Consider the following 15,670-nt stretch of genomic DNA (forward strand, 5'->3'; position numbering starts at 1 on the left):
GATTTTGGATTCTAGAGCGAGTCTAAAATCCCACAATTCCGTAATTGTTATTGAGCCATGCGCTCCTGTTCAGACGCCCAAGCAGGCGCAGGAGCCGCTGGACGGTTAGGACGCATCTGCGGCGAAGTCACTTCGTGAACCACACCAGATTGCGTACTGACCTGAACACAACTCGGTGTAAATAAGAATATACTTTCGCCAATTCGCTCTTGATGACCATCAATGGCGTAAGTGCCACCGGCAACGAAATCTACGGCGCGTTGCGCTTGATCGGGGTCCATAATGGTCAGATTTAAAACCACCGACTTACGCTCTCGCAGGGCTTGAATCACCTGGGGCATTTCTTCAAACGAACGCGGCTCGATCACCGCAACTTCCGAAATCCCATTGACAGCTCCAGGCATCCCAATCACGTTATTCATTGAAGTTGATCCCATTCCTGCTTCTGATACTACACTGGTGCGCTCCCGGACGCGACGACGCGCTGTACGGTCTTCTTCCGGGGGAGGCGCGGGTTGAACTGGCTGTTCTTGCTGATAGAGATTTTGGTAGGCATCCCCATCATCTTCATACTCGTACTCGTATTCCACTGGCTCGTTGAGACCCACAAAATCTCGGAGCTTGGTAAAGATGTTGTTCATTGTTCACTCTCCATCACAACTTTAAGTTTGACGCTAAAAATCTGACTAGCGGTTATTTGGGAGGCAGCCGTCTCTAATAGATTAGATACTTGTTTAGAGCGAAAAGAACAGAAGATAGCTTTTATATAGTCTGCCCCCTGATAATTCTCACACCTGACAAGCCTCTCAAAATAAACCAAAAGTATACATCAGCCTCCTAAAAGCAGGTAGTCGTACAAAACCCCACAAGACATACCAATCAATTTTAAGGGTGACAATATGCATCAGAGTTGTGTTGGCAATATATTAGCTCATAGCTTGACCCATAGATCGAGGGGGGCATATATGTCAGGTTAAGCCATGCGTTCACCAAAGATAATTCGTCCCAACCGCACTTGGGTAGCACCCGCTTGCACGGCCAGAAGGTAATCATCTGACATTCCCATCGATAGCTCCTGCATGTGAAGATTCGACCAGTTTTGCTGGCCAATCTTGAGAGCCAGTTCACGGGTACGATCAAAGACCTGTAGACTTTCCTCTGGAGATAATCCCAGTGGCAGAATCGTCATTAACCCGCGAATTTGTAACGCCGTGCACTGATCGAGTTCAGGTAAATCTGCTAACAGCTCAGGTATGCTCCAACCGAATTTGTCTGGATCAGGCACAACTTTGACTTGGAGGCAAACATTTGGCTTTAATGACAGTTCAGTCGCTAATCGATTCAGTCGCTGGGCTAACTTGAGATTGTCACAAGAATGAATCCACTGAAATTGCTCTAAGGCTTTTTTTGCTTTGTTGCTTTGTAGATGACCGATAAGATGCCAGTTGAGGTCTGGCAAATCTTTCAATTGAGCTATTTTGGCTTCCGCTTCTTGAAGGCGGCTTTCAGCAAAATCCCGCACACCAGCTAAGTAAGCCTCGCGCATGGCGTCCACTGGAACTTGTTTCGTGACAGCAATTAGCCGGACACCTGCCGGCAGTTGATCGCGCACAGTGGCAATACGTTCTGCAATGGAACCAGTCATTCGCTTTGAGAGTTGAGATGCGGATAACTCAATTATCCTCCTAGAACATGCCAGAGGCTGGGGGATGTCGGATTGTCGTTTGTAGAATTATGGTTCCATCCCTGAATTTCAAGCTAAAGCCAAAGGATAGTGGGTCACAGAAAGGTTTGTTTATGGATAAGCTGAAGCTTCTCAATATCGGCTGAGGAGCCGATGCGACGAAGTTGGCGGAGGCGATTTTCCACTAACAGGCGAGCATCGGAACGGCTAATGGGTTCAAAGGTCAGCCCTTCGGAAGATGTGGTTACCAAAAAGAATAAGCGTTGGGCATAGAGAGTGGTGAATAATTCCTGGTTCTCTTCAACCATGCAAACTCGATAAAGCAGGCCAAACGTTGGGTGATTCAGGTAAGTTTCGGTGCTCATTAACATCCAAACTAAAAATACCCATCCCTAGTTGGGGGATTGGGAAGAGTCACATAGAGAACAGGCGTACTGACTCCGATGAAAGCTATGCCGATGATAGCTTGATTCGGGGTGGACGGAGAGGCAAGATTTGCCTTGTTAAGAAGATTAGGGTAATTGAGAAGTGCAGAGTCCGATGAAACCTATGCTGATAATCGCTTGATTCGGGATTGACCGAAAATAATGGGATACAAGCCCCGCCCTTCTAGGGCGGCTTTTATTTCTCTAGACACCTGTGATAAAACGCGCTTACGATAGTTCAAGAGTATTATAGTAAGGAGGTGAGGAAGTGTTTAATCTAGTCTACGAGTTTAAACTTAAGCCTAAAGCAGCACAGGTAGCCATCCTTGAAGACTGGCTAGAGCAGTGCCGACGTGTTTACAACTATGCACTTGCCGAGCGTAAGGATTGGTTCAAGTCTCGCAGCTGTCCTATAAATGCTTGCTCCCTCCAGTCCGAATACATCATTCCCGCAGACACCAAAAGACCCACCTACGCCAGCCAGTGCAAAGGGCTAACCGAAGCTAGAGCTAAGATACCTGCACTAAACGCCGTTCAAGTTCACGTTCTACAGCAAACGCTGAAGCGTCTTGAGCAGGCGTTTGTCAGTATGTGGGAGCAAGGGCATGGCTTTCCTCGGTTCAGGAAGGCGGGAACGATGCGATCGTTTGTGTTTCCACAGATGGGCGTTAATCCTATCAAAGGAGGCGCTATCAAGCTACCGAAGATTGGTTGGGTTAAGTTCCGGCAATCCAGGGAAATCCCCGATGGTGCAACCTTAAAGCAAGTCCGGATAGTGCGACGGGCTAGCGGATGGTATACCATGCTCACCTTGCAATGGGACGTAAACGTTCCTGATGTAATGCCGCATGGCGAGGCGATTGGGATTGATGTCGGTATTAGTCATTTTGCTGCGGTTTCTAACGGTAAGTTGTTCCCTAATCCACGACCTTTTAAGAAGCTCGAACGCAAGCTTAAATTGCTGCAACGCCAGTGTTCTAGAAAGGTTAAGGGTTCAATCAACCGTCGATTAGCACAAGTCAAAGTCAGTAAACTGCACGAACGAATTGCCAACACTCGGAAAAACTACTACTGGTTATTAGCTCACAATCTCTGCGATTGGGCAGGGATGATATTTGTGGAAGACTTAAACCTCAAAGGTCTAGCGCGTGGCTTTTTAGGGAAGCACTGTTTAGATGCGGGATGGGGTCAGTTCTTCCAAGTATTAGAGCAGTGTTGCCGTAAACGCGGGGTGTTTTTCCTGAAGGTGGATAGCAAGAAGACGAGTCAGATATGCCCAAATTGCCTTGTAGAGACAGGAAAGAAAGAGCTATCTGAGCGAGTTCATTCGTGCGAATATTGCGGCTATACAACACATAGAGATGTTGCAGCCGCTCAAGTAGTTCTCGTTAGGGGACTTGCAGCCGTGGGACACACGGTCAAGATGCTTTGTGAGGGTAAATTCATTGGAATCCCCGTGACGAAAGAATCCCCGTCCTTCTAGGACGGGCGAGTGTCAAACAGAGCCAGTCATAGGGTCGATATGGCTTGAATGCTGGACTGAGCCGTCTCTCAGGTCGCCTCCTAGTGGGCAGGGCGGGTGCATCCCGTTTTTGTAAAAATACGGTCTGTGGGGGAGCATTTAGATATAACTCTCCTCACCCTTCTTTAAATTTACCCATTCGGGGGGTTCCGGACAGGGGTGAGAACTTGCTTGAACTCTCTTCGGAGGGCTTCCCGACGACTCAGTTAAAAGTTTAAAATCTTGAGAGCGGCGATCTGAGCCTGAGCTTTGTGCAGGGACTCATACCATTCTTTTTCTGGGTCACTATCGGCAACAATACCGGCTCCAACTTGACCCGAAACGATTTTAAGGGATTTATCCTCCACATTTAAGGCACTATCCGGATTTCTCACTAAAAGAGTGCGAATCAAAATATTCAAGTCCAGGTTACCGCGTTGATCCATATATCCACAGGAGCCATAGAACAGGCTACGACGGACGGGTTCAAGTTCTTCAATAATTTCCATCGCACGGACTTTGGGACAGCCGGTGATTGTCCCACCGGGAAATAAGGCGCGAATTAGGTCAACCGCATCACGGTCGCTACGCAGGGTACCCGTAATATTGCTAACCAGGTGCATAACGTGACTGTAGCGCTCAATGGTGAACAATTCGTTCACGGCTACCGATCCCCACTCACACACCCGCCCTAGGTCATTGCGCTCTAAATCGACGAGCATGATATGTTCCGCTCGTTCTTTGGCATTCGCTATTAGCTCTTGTGCCAACTGCTGGTCAAGATCGGGTGTTGCTCCGCGCGATCGCGTCCCGGCAATCGGTCGTGTTTGAGCCTGCCGTCCCTGTAGTTCTACAAGTCTTTCCGGAGAGCAGCTAATCACATCACCCCAAGGCGTTTGCCAATAACTAGCAAAGGGAGAAGGATTAATTTGCTGTAAGGCGCAATAAATAGCCCAGCTATTAGCTGTTGTAGCTACCTCAAACCTTAAAGAAAGATTGGCCTGAAAAATATCACCAGCTTGAATGTACTTTTTGGCTTGGATGACAGCGGCTTCAAAGTCCGTTTGAGAGCTAAGGAATGAAAAGGTTGAAGATTGAAGGTTGAACGTTGGAAGGTTATGAGCTTGCTCTAGCTGTTGTTGTAATAGGTCGAGTTCGGCTTCATTTGTAGCAGCTAACCACAAGGTTTGTTGAGTGTGATCCAGCACAGCAAACGCAACGGGTTCATACCAAAAAGCAACGGGAAACGTTAGGGGATCAGGTTTTAATCGAGGTAGCTGCTCAATTTCCCAGGCCAGATCGTAGCCCAGCCAACCGAGCCAACCCCCAGTAAACGGCAGGTGAGGAGGTAGAAGCGAATTTTCGGGTTCTGTGCTCATGTCTCCCTTGCTTTGAGAGCAAGGCAAATGACGCAGGAACGGTAGGATTTCGCCAACAGGTGGAGTCCACATTTGGGCGCATCCCTGCTGGATACGGGGCATTCCTGCACAGATAGAGTATCGAGCTAACTGGGGTTGATCGACAGGGGTAGGGTAGGGGCTTTCAAGAAGGGTGGCAATTTTACCGTTATGGCGAAATAGACGGTCAAATACCTGAGAACCGGTGCGATGTTCTAGGGGTAGCGATCGCCAATACCAGGGCTGCAAGTCATGCATCTGGGACATTCACTTGGGAAAGAGGGACTGGGGACTATGGATGAGAGCGTCGGTCAACTCTTCGAGCTATCGGTGGAAAACAAGGCCAAAGGAAGGTCAGAAGATAAATCATGTTCTCTTCACCCTTGACTCCATCCTACTGAGCTCCCTCATCTACTCGTTATACGTGGGGCTTCTTGCGATTCCAGCTAAATCTCTCCACCCCAAACGACTCGTAATCCCCAGAACACCACTAAGCTAAGCAGAGCCAACCAATCGCCCCAGCGTAGACGTAGCTGGTGCCACTGTACCCGATGCTCATTGGGACTGGTAAATCCCCGCACCAGCATGGCGCTGGCAATTTGCTCAGCTCGTAATAAAAGATTTTCCAGCAGTCGTTCTGCTACCAGTAACCACACTTGCAGGCTTTTGCGGATACCCAATTTTTTCCAATTGATGGCACGGGTATATACAGAACGAACCAAATTCTGCACTTCTTCAAGTACTAGGGGAATGAAGCGCAAAGAAAGGGTTAATGTCAGGGTAATTTCCGTTACGGGTACCCCCATCCGTCGCAAAGGTCGCATCAAGCTTTCTAAACCCGCCGTAATTTCTTCAGGTGCCGTTGTGAGCAGGAACAGGGTACTGCTGTAGATGACGGTAAAAAGTAGTGTGCTGACGCGAATCGCCAGGTCTAAAGAGCGGCGAGTTACGGTAAAAGGGCCAGCCTTCCCAAGCACGTAGTGGTAGTCAGTCGGTTGGGGAAAGGTGAGGGAGCTTGGGGGGAGTCGTGGCTGACTCTCAATGGAATAGCCGTCGGGAGCGAGCGCCGTTACGATCAGCACAAAAAACGCCAGCATCAGTAGCCAACCCATTTGCTGACGCCACACGCGTAACGGAATCGCTGCCGAGAGGGTGAGCAAAATTAACAGCGCCACCAGCGCCACACGCCAGTAGGGATTGGCTAACAGAGGAGCCACGAGAAAGCTCATCAGCCAGATAAACTTCACCCTGGAGTCCAGGTGATGGAGCCAGGTAACGGGTTGTTCTAGGTACAGCCCCAGGGGTAGCGATCGCAGTAAATCCATTTGGCTCTATACCCGTGTGGCGCGGTTGGCATTGCTCTGGATATTATTCCCAACCTCACGGACTTTCTTACCCCGCCACAGCAAGCGGATTGGTGTCCCTGTAAAGCCCAAATGTTCACGAAACTGACGCTCGATGTAGCGGCGGTAGTTGTCGTTAAATCGCTTAGGCTCGTTGACAAACAAAGCAATCGTGGGTGGCTGACTGGCGACCTGGGTGCCATAGTAAATTTTGCCCTGCCGCCCTTGGCGAGAGGTGGGGGGAGAGTGCCAGCTTACGGCTTCTTCTAGCACTTCATTAATCACCGAAGTGGTCACACGACGACGATGTCCCTCAGCGGCGGTGTCTACTAAATCCAAAATCTTTTCCACCCGCTGTCCAGTCTGAGCACTGACAAAAATGATCTCGGCCCAATCCACAAAACTCAGGCGGTCTTTAACCAGTTTTTCCTGTTCGTAGATTGTGTGGGAATCTTTTTCAACGGCATCCCATTTGTTCACCACAATCACAGCGGCACGTCCTTCTTCCGCAATTCGCCCTGCTAGTTTTTGGTCTTGCTCAGTCACTCCATCCAGGGCATCAATGACCATTAACACCACATCGGAGCGGCGAATGGCTTTAAACGCACGATTAATCCCAAAGAATTCTGGGCCATACTCCACATTCTTCTTTTTGCGAATTCCCGCCGTATCAATCAGGCGATAGGTTTTGCTTTCACCCTCCTTCTCTGGCTTACCCGGTCGTTCTACGACCATATCAATCGCATCGCGGGTGGTGCCAGAAATAGGGCTAACGATCGCACGATTTTCCCCAGTGAAGGCGTTCAATAAGCTGGACTTGCCCACGTTCGGGCGTCCGACAATGGCAACTTTAATCTCAGAGGTTTCTGACGGTATCTCTACCGGTTCCAGGTGCATAATCAGCTCATCGAGCAGTTCTCCAAGACCATTGCCATGAATCCCGGAGACAGGGAAAGGTTCGCCTAATCCTAATTCCCAAAACTGAGAGGATTGGATAATGCCCTGCTGTGGTGATTCGCATTTGTTCACGGCCAGGAAAAAAGGCACGGATTGTTGGCGCAACCATTCCGCGATCGTTTCATCTGCGGGTGTCGGCCCCTCCTGACCATCCACGACGAATATGGCTGCACTCGATTCAGCCAGCGCCGCCATGGCCTGTTCTCGGATCAGGGGTAAGAATTCGGTGTCATCATCAAAGACTAAGCCACCCGTATCGACAACCAAGAACTCGCGATCTTGCCAGAAGCCGGGGCGATACGTGCGATCGCGCGTTACCCCAGGTTCATCATGCACAATCGCATCGGTCACGCCTGCCAAACGATTGACCAGGGTTGATTTGCCCACATTGGGGCGTCCTATCACAGCAACAATTGGCAGAGCCATAACCGCATTCCTTGAGCAAGCAGAACAAAAATCCAGACACAAATTTTGTGCCGGTACGCTCTCATTGTAGCTAGCGGTTGCCGCAAACTTTATCGCTGCCGGGGCGAGAAGACCGAATCAAGGATGAAGGATGAAATTACCCCAATTCCGGAATTCGTTCCCCTGCGCTATCCCCTACTGCTCCACTTAGGGATGAGGGATGAATGGGGATTAACTTTTAAACGGTTCTCCAATTAATAAATAAGATTCATTTTCTTGTTGAACAACCTGCTGCTTCCAAATCATTTTTTCCGAAGAGTCTTCAAACAGAAGAAGCAATCTTTGGGTGGATTTATTTTCAGTTGGTTCACTCATGGCATAGATATTGATGTAGTCAGGTCTTAAAGAATTTTTTGACCGAGCAATTCCTTTAATATCAAAGCTAGATTTTTGGTCTTCTAAAATTTCTAAAAGAGTAGATTCAATCCCAATTAATTCCGGAAAAGCTAAAGTTACTTCTCGACCAACCACCACATCCAACGGATAATCAGAGAAATTTTTGACATCTGGAGAAGCCTCCAAAATAATAAAATTTTTATCCACTATTACATGCTCAATTTCATGTAATGCTAGGAGCTTTATCAGCATCGGACTCAATGAAGAATCCGATTTTTGGGTCTCTTTCGACAGTGGTTTAAGACGATAGCCCAAACTATGAACGGTTTGAATAACATTTTCAGCCCCTGCATCTTTGAGTTTACGTCGCAATCCTTTAATATGAGCTCTTACGGCACTTTCACTTGGAATTGAATCAAAAGACCAAAGACGATCCATAATAAAAGATGGACTTAATACCCGTTTCGGGTAATCAAAGAATAGTTTCAAAAGTTCATACTCTTTGGGATACAATCGCAGGGTGTTTCCTTGATAGCTGACTTCACAAGCTTCAGGATCTAAGCGTAAATCCCCCCACTTATACATCGGTGTGTGTCTCAATAAAGTGTAAGTTAGCGTGAGCTAATAGAAGTAGATAGTTTTGGAGAAAGTTGTTGTTCTCTGTTCTATCGTTATGCCAAAGCTCATAAACCTGGCAGATATTTTTAAGAAAACCAACCTATCTGTCTATCGGATTTTTGGATTTGGCTGCGAATACTTGAATCCATGTTGAACTTTAGAATAAACCTCCCGTTACACTTGCGTCTTCCTAACTGGCTGGTTACACCCTCAGGATTGGGCGAATTTTTACAAAATTATCATATACCTAGTGTAATGTGGCTATCACTTGAGAAAACAACTATATAGATCACCCTCAGATCCGACATTCCATACCTTCGGCTGGAATAATGGGTTGTTCGGGAATTGGGAATTAATCACTTTTAATATATTGACAACTTGACACTCCTCGGCCTCAAGGTAGGAGGATTCTTGGCTCAACCAGTCGGCTTTCTCAATGATTTCACAACCCTTGAGTAGCGGTTGTTCTGTCCCCAAGCGTTCATTTCCCTGTTTGATTTGTTACAGGTAGCGTTGAAGAACTTCGACGGTGGCTTGTGCTGTTTTTGCCCAGCTAAATTGGCTGGCGCGGTTGAGACTCAGGGTGCGTAGACGCGATCGCAAGGCGGAATCGGTTGCTAAGGCTTGCATGGCGTCGGTGATTTCATCCGTGTTGTAGGGATTGACAAAGAGGGCGGCATCACCCGCCACTTCGGGTAGGGAGGAGAGGTTAGACGTAATGACGGGGGTGCCGCAAGCCATGGCTTCTAGAACAGGCAGTCCGAAGCCTTCCCAGAGAGTGGGGAAGACAAGTGCGATCGCTTGGTTAATGATTGTTGGTAGCTGCTTGTAAGGAAGGTAGTCTAAGAACTTTACCTGATGGCTGAGTTCTAGCTTATTGACTTGTGTTTCTAGGATGGGGGTGTATCGTCGATCTTTTGGCCCTGCTATCCACAGTTCGTAGTAACGATGATGGGGTAGGGCGGCAAAAGCGTCAATGAGTCGATGCAAATTTTTGTAGGAGTCATGGCGTCCGACGTAGAGGAAATAATTGCTGGTAGGTAAGTCGAGAAAGCGAAAAGTCTTGGCGTCGTGGGCAAGGAGAATGGGGGTAATTTTGTTAGCTGGGATGTGGAAGAAGTCGGTGATGTCTTTGGCTGTGGCAATGGAGTCACAAATAATATGTTGAGCTTGGGTGAGAACTTGGGGGATGTAGTAGCGGAAATAAGGGGTGAGAGGTGAGAAGGGTTTGGGAAAACGCAATGGAATGAGGTCGTGAACGGTGACGATGTAGCGGCACTTGGTGAAGAGGGGGGCTTCGGGAATGGGGGAAAAGAGTAATTGAGAGCTTAACTGTTGATATATCTTAGGTAACTGTAATTGAGTCCATGTCAAACGGCGCAGATGCCCTTTTAAGCCTTGTTCTGGAGTTAGTCCTGCGGGTACTAACTCACAAGAATAAGTTGATATCTCTTGTGCAGTCAGCAGCGTTGGTTCAACTGAATGTAAGTAAGGAAGAAGATTAAGAATGTAGGTTGTAGTTCCTGTCGGTTTCGACAGAATATAAGATAGGTTAACGAGCAATTGATGAGAAGAATGGTGATTGGAATTGCTCATGTCATAAGAGTTCTATAAGCCTGTAGGGTTGCTTTTGCCGTGTTCTCCCAGGAATATAGCTTGGCTCGCTCTTTTCCTTTTTCAATTAACACCTTGCGAAGCTGGGAATTAGTAATCACTTGTAGTAGAGCTTCAGCTAGAGCGATTGGATCATTCGGGTCAATTAAAAGGGCTGCGTCTCCTGCGACTTCCGGTAACGATGAAGTGTTAGACGTAACGACGGGTGCGCCTAATGTCATCGCTTCTAGTACAGGAAGCCCAAATCCTTCATAGTGGGACGGATAAGCGAAAACATCCGCTTTTGCATAAAATAGGGCAACTATTTCATCGGACAAATAGTTGAGATGATGAATTTCGTTTTGCCAGGGTGAATCCTCAATGGCTGCAAATATGGATTGATATTTCCAGCCTTTTTGACCAATGAGGACTAATTGATGTTCTATCTTGTATTTTTGCTTGAGTTGATTGAAGGCTGAAATTAAGGCAATAATGTTTTTTCGCGGCTCAATTGTACTAACAAATAAAATATAGGGTTTAGAAAAATCATAGTTAACTGTCTTTAAGGTTTGCTCCATTAAGCCCGCAGTTAAGCTTATCGAATCATAACGACTGGCTAAGGGAGTCACGCAGATGCGTTCTGGGTCTACGTTTAAATAGTGAACAATGTCCTGCTTAGAACTTTCTGAGATTGTGAGTATTAAGTCAGTCCATTTGAGGGATTGTTTAACTCGTTGGGTATAGGTTCTAACGATGGAATTAACATAATTGGGATATTTAATAAAGCTGAGGTCATAAATATTCATGAGCTTCAAGCTTTTTTGACATGGATATACAGCATAGTTAGTGCCGTGCATGATGTCTGGATAACCCATTTTTTGCTCAAAGTAGTTTAAGAACGGGTTAGGAAAAGTAGCTAAGATATTAGTGAATCTGACGGGAAGAGGTAATAGATAAAGATTGGAATATTGGGTTAAAGTTTCTGGAAACGATAATCGACCTTGCATCCAGTTCTTTAGGCTCGGTTGATAAACAATTCCTAATTCAAAATTGTCTTGAGCTTGTAAGGTATGTAAGGCACGAATGACGTTATAAACGTAAAAACCAACTCCACTCGGTTTAGGAAGTAAAGGAGTAGCATCAACAACAACCTTGAGCATGAAGATGGCTATGCTTTTGTGTGAGTGAGTTCTTTGAGGTCATGATCGACCATAATTTCCACCAATTGCTCAAAGGAATGCTGAGGTGTCCAATGAAGTTGGCTTTTAATTTTACCAATGCAGCCAACAAGCTGTACTGATTCGTCGGGTCGGTAAAAGGCTGGGTCTACGGAAACATAATTTTGCCAGTTTAGACCCACACAGTTAAAAGCACACTCGACTAACTCTCTAACTGAGTGGGTTTCACCGCTAGCAATGATGTAGTCATCAGGTTTTTCTTGTTGCAACATCATCCACATCGCATAGACGGCATCCTGGGCATAGCACCAGTCGCGACGCGCATCCAGGTTGCCGAGTTTTAATTCCTGGGCGAGACCTAGTTTGATCATGGCAGCAGCACGAGTGATTTTGCGAAAGACGAATTCAGTACCGCGCCGGGGAGATTCGTGGGTGTAGGTGATGCCGCAGCAGGCATAGAGATTGTACTGTTGCCGATAGTTAACGGTCATCCAGTGGGCGTAGGCTTTAGCGACGCCGTAGGGGTTGCGGGGACGGAAGGCGGTACGTTCGGTTTGAGGGGATTCGTCGGGCTGACCGAAGACTTCACTACTGGAGGCTTGGTAGAATTTGGCATCCGGTTTGCAGCGACGGATGGACTCTAGCAAACGGGAAACTCCGAGAGCGGTGTATTCGGCGGTGAGGGAGGGTTGTGTCCAGGAAAGGGGAACGTAGCTTTGGGACGCGAGATTATAGATTTCGTCGGGTTGGGATTGGGCGATCGCATCCATTAACGAACATTGGTCTAGAAGATCCCCAGAAAGAATCTGGACATTACCCGAAAGGTGACTAATCCGGCTAATGTTGCCGGAACTGGAACGGCGGACTAGACCAAAGACTTGGTACCCTTTGTCGATGAGAAGTTCGGCTAGGTAGGATCCGTCTTGCCCAGTCAATCCTGTGATTAAAGCTTTTTTGACAGTCATGAGGATTTTCTAGCGTTGACAGGCGACGCTGAGGTTTTAACTATATACCCTATACTAAATCCTTGTAAATCAACTCTTTTAGAGGAATTTCTACCTCTAGGCTTTTGATGGATTCACTTGAATTTCTACTTCATGGACTGAATCTTCGGGTGGTTTAGGAAAAATATAAACTTGATCAGATACTAGGTCAAATTTTATTTGATAACGTCCTGGTTGCTCCGGAAAAACGATAGATCCGATAGCTTTAGCTTTTTCAGATTTTTTGGGTGTCCCAGAAACATAAAGATATTGTTCGCTTTTGATTTCGTTTTTACTGTTTAAAAATAAAAGTCTTACCCGTATTTCACCTTTTTTTACAGCAGTTTCATATCCAAACCATTGAGATGATCCTATATTTTCAACCTCAGCTTCAAGCAAGGCTTCTGATTGGGCAGGGACGGAAAAATTGGGAGATAGGGGTTGGTTGCCGTTATAGGTAACTTGGTTGATACTTCCATTGAGACCGTTAATATATTTAGATTTTTTCACAGGAGGATGAAAAAACTTGTGAAATACAGCCTGAGTATGTCTTTCTATTTGATTGTCTTTGATATACCAGAGTCTAGACGGATATTTCTCTATCTTCAGAGGAGTGATGCTCCAGTAAAGACCTTTATCCCCAAAGGCACCGACTATCTGAACAAAAAAGGAAAGTATCAAAATTAACAAAAACAATAATCTTTTAGATTTATCGATAAATCCCCGATTTTGAAAAGGATTCAATGGGTTCGATAAGTCATCAATATAGTAGTTAATGAGATAGCAAGTTACGGGAAGAATATCAGTCATAAATCTAGGGCCATAACAATAACCAGCCCACCAAAATATATAAAAGCAGTAGCTAAAGAATAGACCTAAAGCCGCCAAGGTCATGCTTCCTATTAGCTTTTCGTCTTTATAAGATCTAAGCTTAAATACTTTGTATGCTCCAAGAAAAGAATATAAGATTATAGGAGAAAAGATAAAAATACCTCGACTAGGACTAATTAAAGTCCCTAAAGAAGCTTCAACAAAAGTCTTTACGGTAAATGAATACAAGGGGACACTAATACTAGAATATCCACCAATAAAGTTACCGAAATAGTAAAAATTCCATAAGAAACCTGGTATGGCTGATGCCATACCTAAAATTAAAAAAATAGAAAAAAATCTATAGACAACTAATGAATACAATAAAGCTGAAACTAAAAATAGGGTACTTGTAGGGCGAATAATTGGAAGGAATCCACAAAAAATACCAGCGATAATTAAAATAACAATTTTAGAGTTTCTTCTGCTAGTATAATTGGCTTTAATCAAGCAAAAAATGATAATAGTTACAGAAAGGTTGGATAGTCCGTGCTGCCATAAGCCTTGCGAACTGGTCATCCACGTGTTTGTAGCAAAAGCAAAGATAAAAGTCGAGACTAAAGCAACGCTTTTCTTAAACTTGAAACTAGAAGCCAAATAGAAGAAAACTACAGAAATGGCGGTGGTGATTGCTGCTGCTATTTTTTCAAAAAATACTCTGTAAAATTCAAAGCTTTCATGAGTTAAATTTACAGGAATATGAAATATTTTTAAATAAATATAGAAAATCAAATAAAGAGGAGAAGTAAGAACAGCAACTCCAATGGGATAGACAGACGTTAAATGTCCATTTTGTGATTCCACAAAAGAGTAATAAACTCCGCGTTCTACAAAGTAACTTTCTCTAAAAACGTCTAAATTAATAGTGTGATTTTCAAGTAAGTTAAATATTAAAACAGTATTGGGAATTGAATCTCCCGAACTAATAGTTTTGCCATTTATTAAATAAATTGTCAGGCAGACAAAAAATACTAATAGAGATATCTTTTTTTGGCTTAGATTAAATTTAAGCATTTGCTTTTATCAGGAGAATAAACCATATTTAAAAATACAAACTATGGCCTGTATGCCATCTTTCCACCCTATTTTTTTGCCCTCCTTATAAGTTCTACCATAATACGATATTCCCACTTCATAAATTCTACAATTAAGTTTAGCTAGTTTAGCTGTTATCTCAGGTTCAAATCCAAATCTATTTTCCTGAATTTTGATGGATTGAATAATTTCCCTACGAAACGCTTTATAGCAAGTTTCCATATCCGTCAGGTTAATATTAGTTAACATATTAGATAGTGTCGTTAAAAGTTTGTTGCCTACCATGTGCCAGTAATACACAACTCTGTGGGGTCTGCTTCCTTGAAAACGTGAGCCAAAAACAACATCAGCTTGATTATTCAAAATCGGTTCAATCATGAGAGGATATTCTTGTGGATCGTACTCTAAATCAGCATCTTGAACAATTACAATATCTCCTGTTGCTGCTGCAAACCCAGTCCGTAAAGCCGCACCCTTCCCTCTATTTTTGCCATGATAAATAACTTGATGAACTTGCGATTCTATCTTTGACTTGAGAAGCTCTCGCGTACCGTCGATTGAACAGTCATCAACGATTATAATTTCACAATCTTTCACAGGAGAAGCTTTGACTGCTTCAACAACTTGACCAATTGTTCCAATTTCATTAAAGCAAGGAATAACGACAGATAGTTTCATATTGACCTACTGACTCCTCTTCACCACAGTACAAAAATTATTCATCCCCAACTGAAAGTATTGGTGATGAAATTCCTGAAATCCAGTAATTTCAACTAAGACTTTTTTAAGCTTTTGCCGATTATAATACCTTTTATGGTCTCGGATCTCTGCTTCGCTTACTATTTTCAACTTGTAAGCAAGGAACTCAAGTACAGGCTGAGACCAGACGGAGGGAACCGTGATAATCAGCTTTCCGCCAGGAATGAGAACTCGATAAATTTCCTTTAAAATTTGCCGCTCATTTTCAATGTGTTCTAACACAGCCAGCATCGTTACAACATCAAAAGTTGAATTTTCAAATGGCAAATGAGTATCTAGTATGACTTGTGTTGTTTGGATATTACTAAATTTAGCAGTTTCTACCTTAAAGTCTACGCCAATTCCTTGCTTGAGCTGAGGAGCTATGGTTCTCAGAAAGGTAGCCCCTGTTCCACACCCTACATCTAACACAACCGAATTTTTGGGTATATGGCGAATGACTCTTTGGAGTCGCATCCATCTCAATGCGGGTTCTAAGAATGGCTCTTTATAGGGCATTTTAAAAAATTAGTCTTTGTTATGAAGA

The 15,670-nt window shown here is 44.8% G+C and carries 14 protein-coding genes; 1 reads left to right on the forward strand and 13 read right to left on the reverse strand.

Annotated elements, in window-relative coordinates; translation table 11 throughout:
* Positions 1 to 47: 47 nt before the first annotated feature.
* From NDI48_04445 to NDI48_04455, 3 genes are all read right to left on the reverse strand, one after another.
* Positions 48 to 641, reverse strand: coding sequence for a cell division protein SepF (locus NDI48_04445; protein ID MEP0830455.1), 594 nt, complete (start codon positions 639 to 641; stop codon positions 48 to 50).
* A gap of 332 nt (positions 642 to 973) precedes the next feature.
* Entirely contained in the window at positions 974 to 1,645 is a 672-nt protein-coding gene (locus NDI48_04450) for a YggS family pyridoxal phosphate-dependent enzyme (GenBank protein MEP0830456.1), read from the reverse strand.
* A 134-nt stretch (positions 1,646 to 1,779) separates the two neighbouring features.
* Positions 1,780 to 2,049 (reverse strand): PipX family protein, encoded by a 270-nt coding sequence (locus NDI48_04455; GenBank protein MEP0830457.1) that lies wholly within the window; start codon positions 2,047 to 2,049, stop codon positions 1,780 to 1,782.
* Between the two features lie 328 nt (positions 2,050 to 2,377).
* Here NDI48_04455 and NDI48_04460 point away from each other — a divergent pair, with 328 nt between their 5' ends.
* Positions 2,378 to 3,592, forward strand: coding sequence for a transposase (locus tag NDI48_04460; GenBank protein MEP0830458.1), 1,215 nt, complete (start codon positions 2,378 to 2,380; stop codon positions 3,590 to 3,592).
* Positions 3,593 to 3,837: 245 nt separating this feature from the next.
* Here NDI48_04460 and NDI48_04465 read toward each other — a convergent pair whose 3' ends face one another.
* The 10 genes from NDI48_04465 to NDI48_04510 form a co-directional block, all read right to left on the reverse strand.
* Positions 3,838 to 5,274 carry an anthranilate synthase component I gene (locus NDI48_04465; protein ID MEP0830459.1) on the reverse strand — a complete coding sequence of 479 codons (1,437 nt, stop codon included), beginning with the start codon at positions 5,272 to 5,274 and terminating at the stop codon, positions 3,838 to 3,840.
* Positions 5,275 to 5,453: 179 nt separating this feature from the next.
* A complete protein-coding gene (locus NDI48_04470; protein MEP0830460.1) occupies positions 5,454 to 6,332 on the reverse strand; it encodes a CbiQ family ECF transporter T component in 879 nt (292 codons plus the stop codon).
* 6 nt (positions 6,333 to 6,338) lie between these two features.
* Positions 6,339 to 7,733 (reverse strand): ribosome biogenesis GTPase Der, encoded by a 1,395-nt coding sequence (der, locus tag NDI48_04475; protein MEP0830461.1) that lies wholly within the window; start codon positions 7,731 to 7,733, stop codon positions 6,339 to 6,341.
* A 210-nt stretch (positions 7,734 to 7,943) separates the two neighbouring features.
* Positions 7,944 to 8,693 (reverse strand): winged helix-turn-helix domain-containing protein, encoded by a 750-nt coding sequence (locus NDI48_04480; GenBank protein MEP0830462.1) that lies wholly within the window; start codon positions 8,691 to 8,693, stop codon positions 7,944 to 7,946.
* Between the two features lie 534 nt (positions 8,694 to 9,227).
* Positions 9,228 to 10,322, reverse strand: coding sequence for a glycosyltransferase family 4 protein (locus NDI48_04485; GenBank protein ID MEP0830463.1), 1,095 nt, complete (start codon positions 10,320 to 10,322; stop codon positions 9,228 to 9,230).
* Entirely contained in the window at positions 10,319 to 11,479 is a 1,161-nt protein-coding gene (locus NDI48_04490; GenBank protein MEP0830464.1) for a glycosyltransferase family 4 protein, read from the reverse strand. Before NDI48_04490 ends, NDI48_04485 begins: the two co-directional genes overlap by 4 nt.
* A gap of 8 nt (positions 11,480 to 11,487) precedes the next feature.
* A complete protein-coding gene (locus NDI48_04495; protein MEP0830465.1) occupies positions 11,488 to 12,462 on the reverse strand; it encodes a GDP-mannose 4,6-dehydratase in 975 nt (324 codons plus the stop codon).
* A 96-nt stretch (positions 12,463 to 12,558) separates the two neighbouring features.
* Positions 12,559 to 14,364 carry a hypothetical protein gene (locus NDI48_04500; GenBank protein MEP0830466.1) on the reverse strand — a complete coding sequence of 602 codons (1,806 nt, stop codon included), beginning with the start codon at positions 14,362 to 14,364 and terminating at the stop codon, positions 12,559 to 12,561.
* 9 nt (positions 14,365 to 14,373) lie between these two features.
* Entirely contained in the window at positions 14,374 to 15,063 is a 690-nt protein-coding gene (locus tag NDI48_04505) for a glycosyltransferase family 2 protein (protein ID MEP0830467.1), read from the reverse strand.
* Between the two features lie 6 nt (positions 15,064 to 15,069).
* Positions 15,070 to 15,642, reverse strand: a complete 573-nt coding sequence (locus tag NDI48_04510) for a class I SAM-dependent methyltransferase (GenBank protein MEP0830468.1) — start codon at positions 15,640 to 15,642, stop codon at positions 15,070 to 15,072.
* Positions 15,643 to 15,670 lie beyond the last annotated feature (28 nt).

This window comes from Microcoleus sp. AS-A8 (assembly GCA_039962225.1).
Lineage (GTDB): Bacteria > Cyanobacteriota > Cyanobacteriia > Cyanobacteriales > Coleofasciculaceae > Allocoleopsis.

Excerpts from the sequence above, each read along its gene's own strand:
- NDI48_04445 (MEP0830455.1), bottom strand. The coding sequence starts at position 641 with ATGAACAACATCTTTACCAAGCTCCGAGATTTTGTGGGTCTCAACGAG.
- NDI48_04450 (MEP0830456.1), bottom strand. The coding sequence starts at position 1,645 with ATGACTGGTTCCATTGCAGAACGTATTGCCACTGTGCGCGATCAACTG.
- NDI48_04455 (MEP0830457.1), bottom strand. The coding sequence starts at position 2,049 with ATGAGCACCGAAACTTACCTGAATCACCCAACGTTTGGCCTGCTTTAT.
- NDI48_04465 (MEP0830459.1), bottom strand. The coding sequence starts at position 5,274 with ATGTCCCAGATGCATGACTTGCAGCCCTGGTATTGGCGATCGCTACCC.
- NDI48_04470 (MEP0830460.1), bottom strand. The coding sequence starts at position 6,332 with ATGGATTTACTGCGATCGCTACCCCTGGGGCTGTACCTAGAACAACCC.
- der (MEP0830461.1), bottom strand. The coding sequence starts at position 7,733 with ATGGCTCTGCCAATTGTTGCTGTGATAGGACGCCCCAATGTGGGCAAA.
- NDI48_04480 (MEP0830462.1), bottom strand. The coding sequence starts at position 8,693 with ATGTATAAGTGGGGGGATTTACGCTTAGATCCTGAAGCTTGTGAAGTC.
- NDI48_04485 (MEP0830463.1), bottom strand. The coding sequence starts at position 10,322 with ATGAGCAATTCCAATCACCATTCTTCTCATCAATTGCTCGTTAACCTA.
- NDI48_04490 (MEP0830464.1), bottom strand. The coding sequence starts at position 11,479 with ATGCTCAAGGTTGTTGTTGATGCTACTCCTTTACTTCCTAAACCGAGT.
- NDI48_04495 (MEP0830465.1), bottom strand. The coding sequence starts at position 12,462 with ATGACTGTCAAAAAAGCTTTAATCACAGGATTGACTGGGCAAGACGGA.
- NDI48_04500 (MEP0830466.1), bottom strand. The coding sequence starts at position 14,364 with ATGCTTAAATTTAATCTAAGCCAAAAAAAGATATCTCTATTAGTATTT.
- NDI48_04505 (MEP0830467.1), bottom strand. The coding sequence starts at position 15,063 with ATGAAACTATCTGTCGTTATTCCTTGCTTTAATGAAATTGGAACAATT.
- NDI48_04510 (MEP0830468.1), bottom strand. The coding sequence starts at position 15,642 with ATGCCCTATAAAGAGCCATTCTTAGAACCCGCATTGAGATGGATGCGA.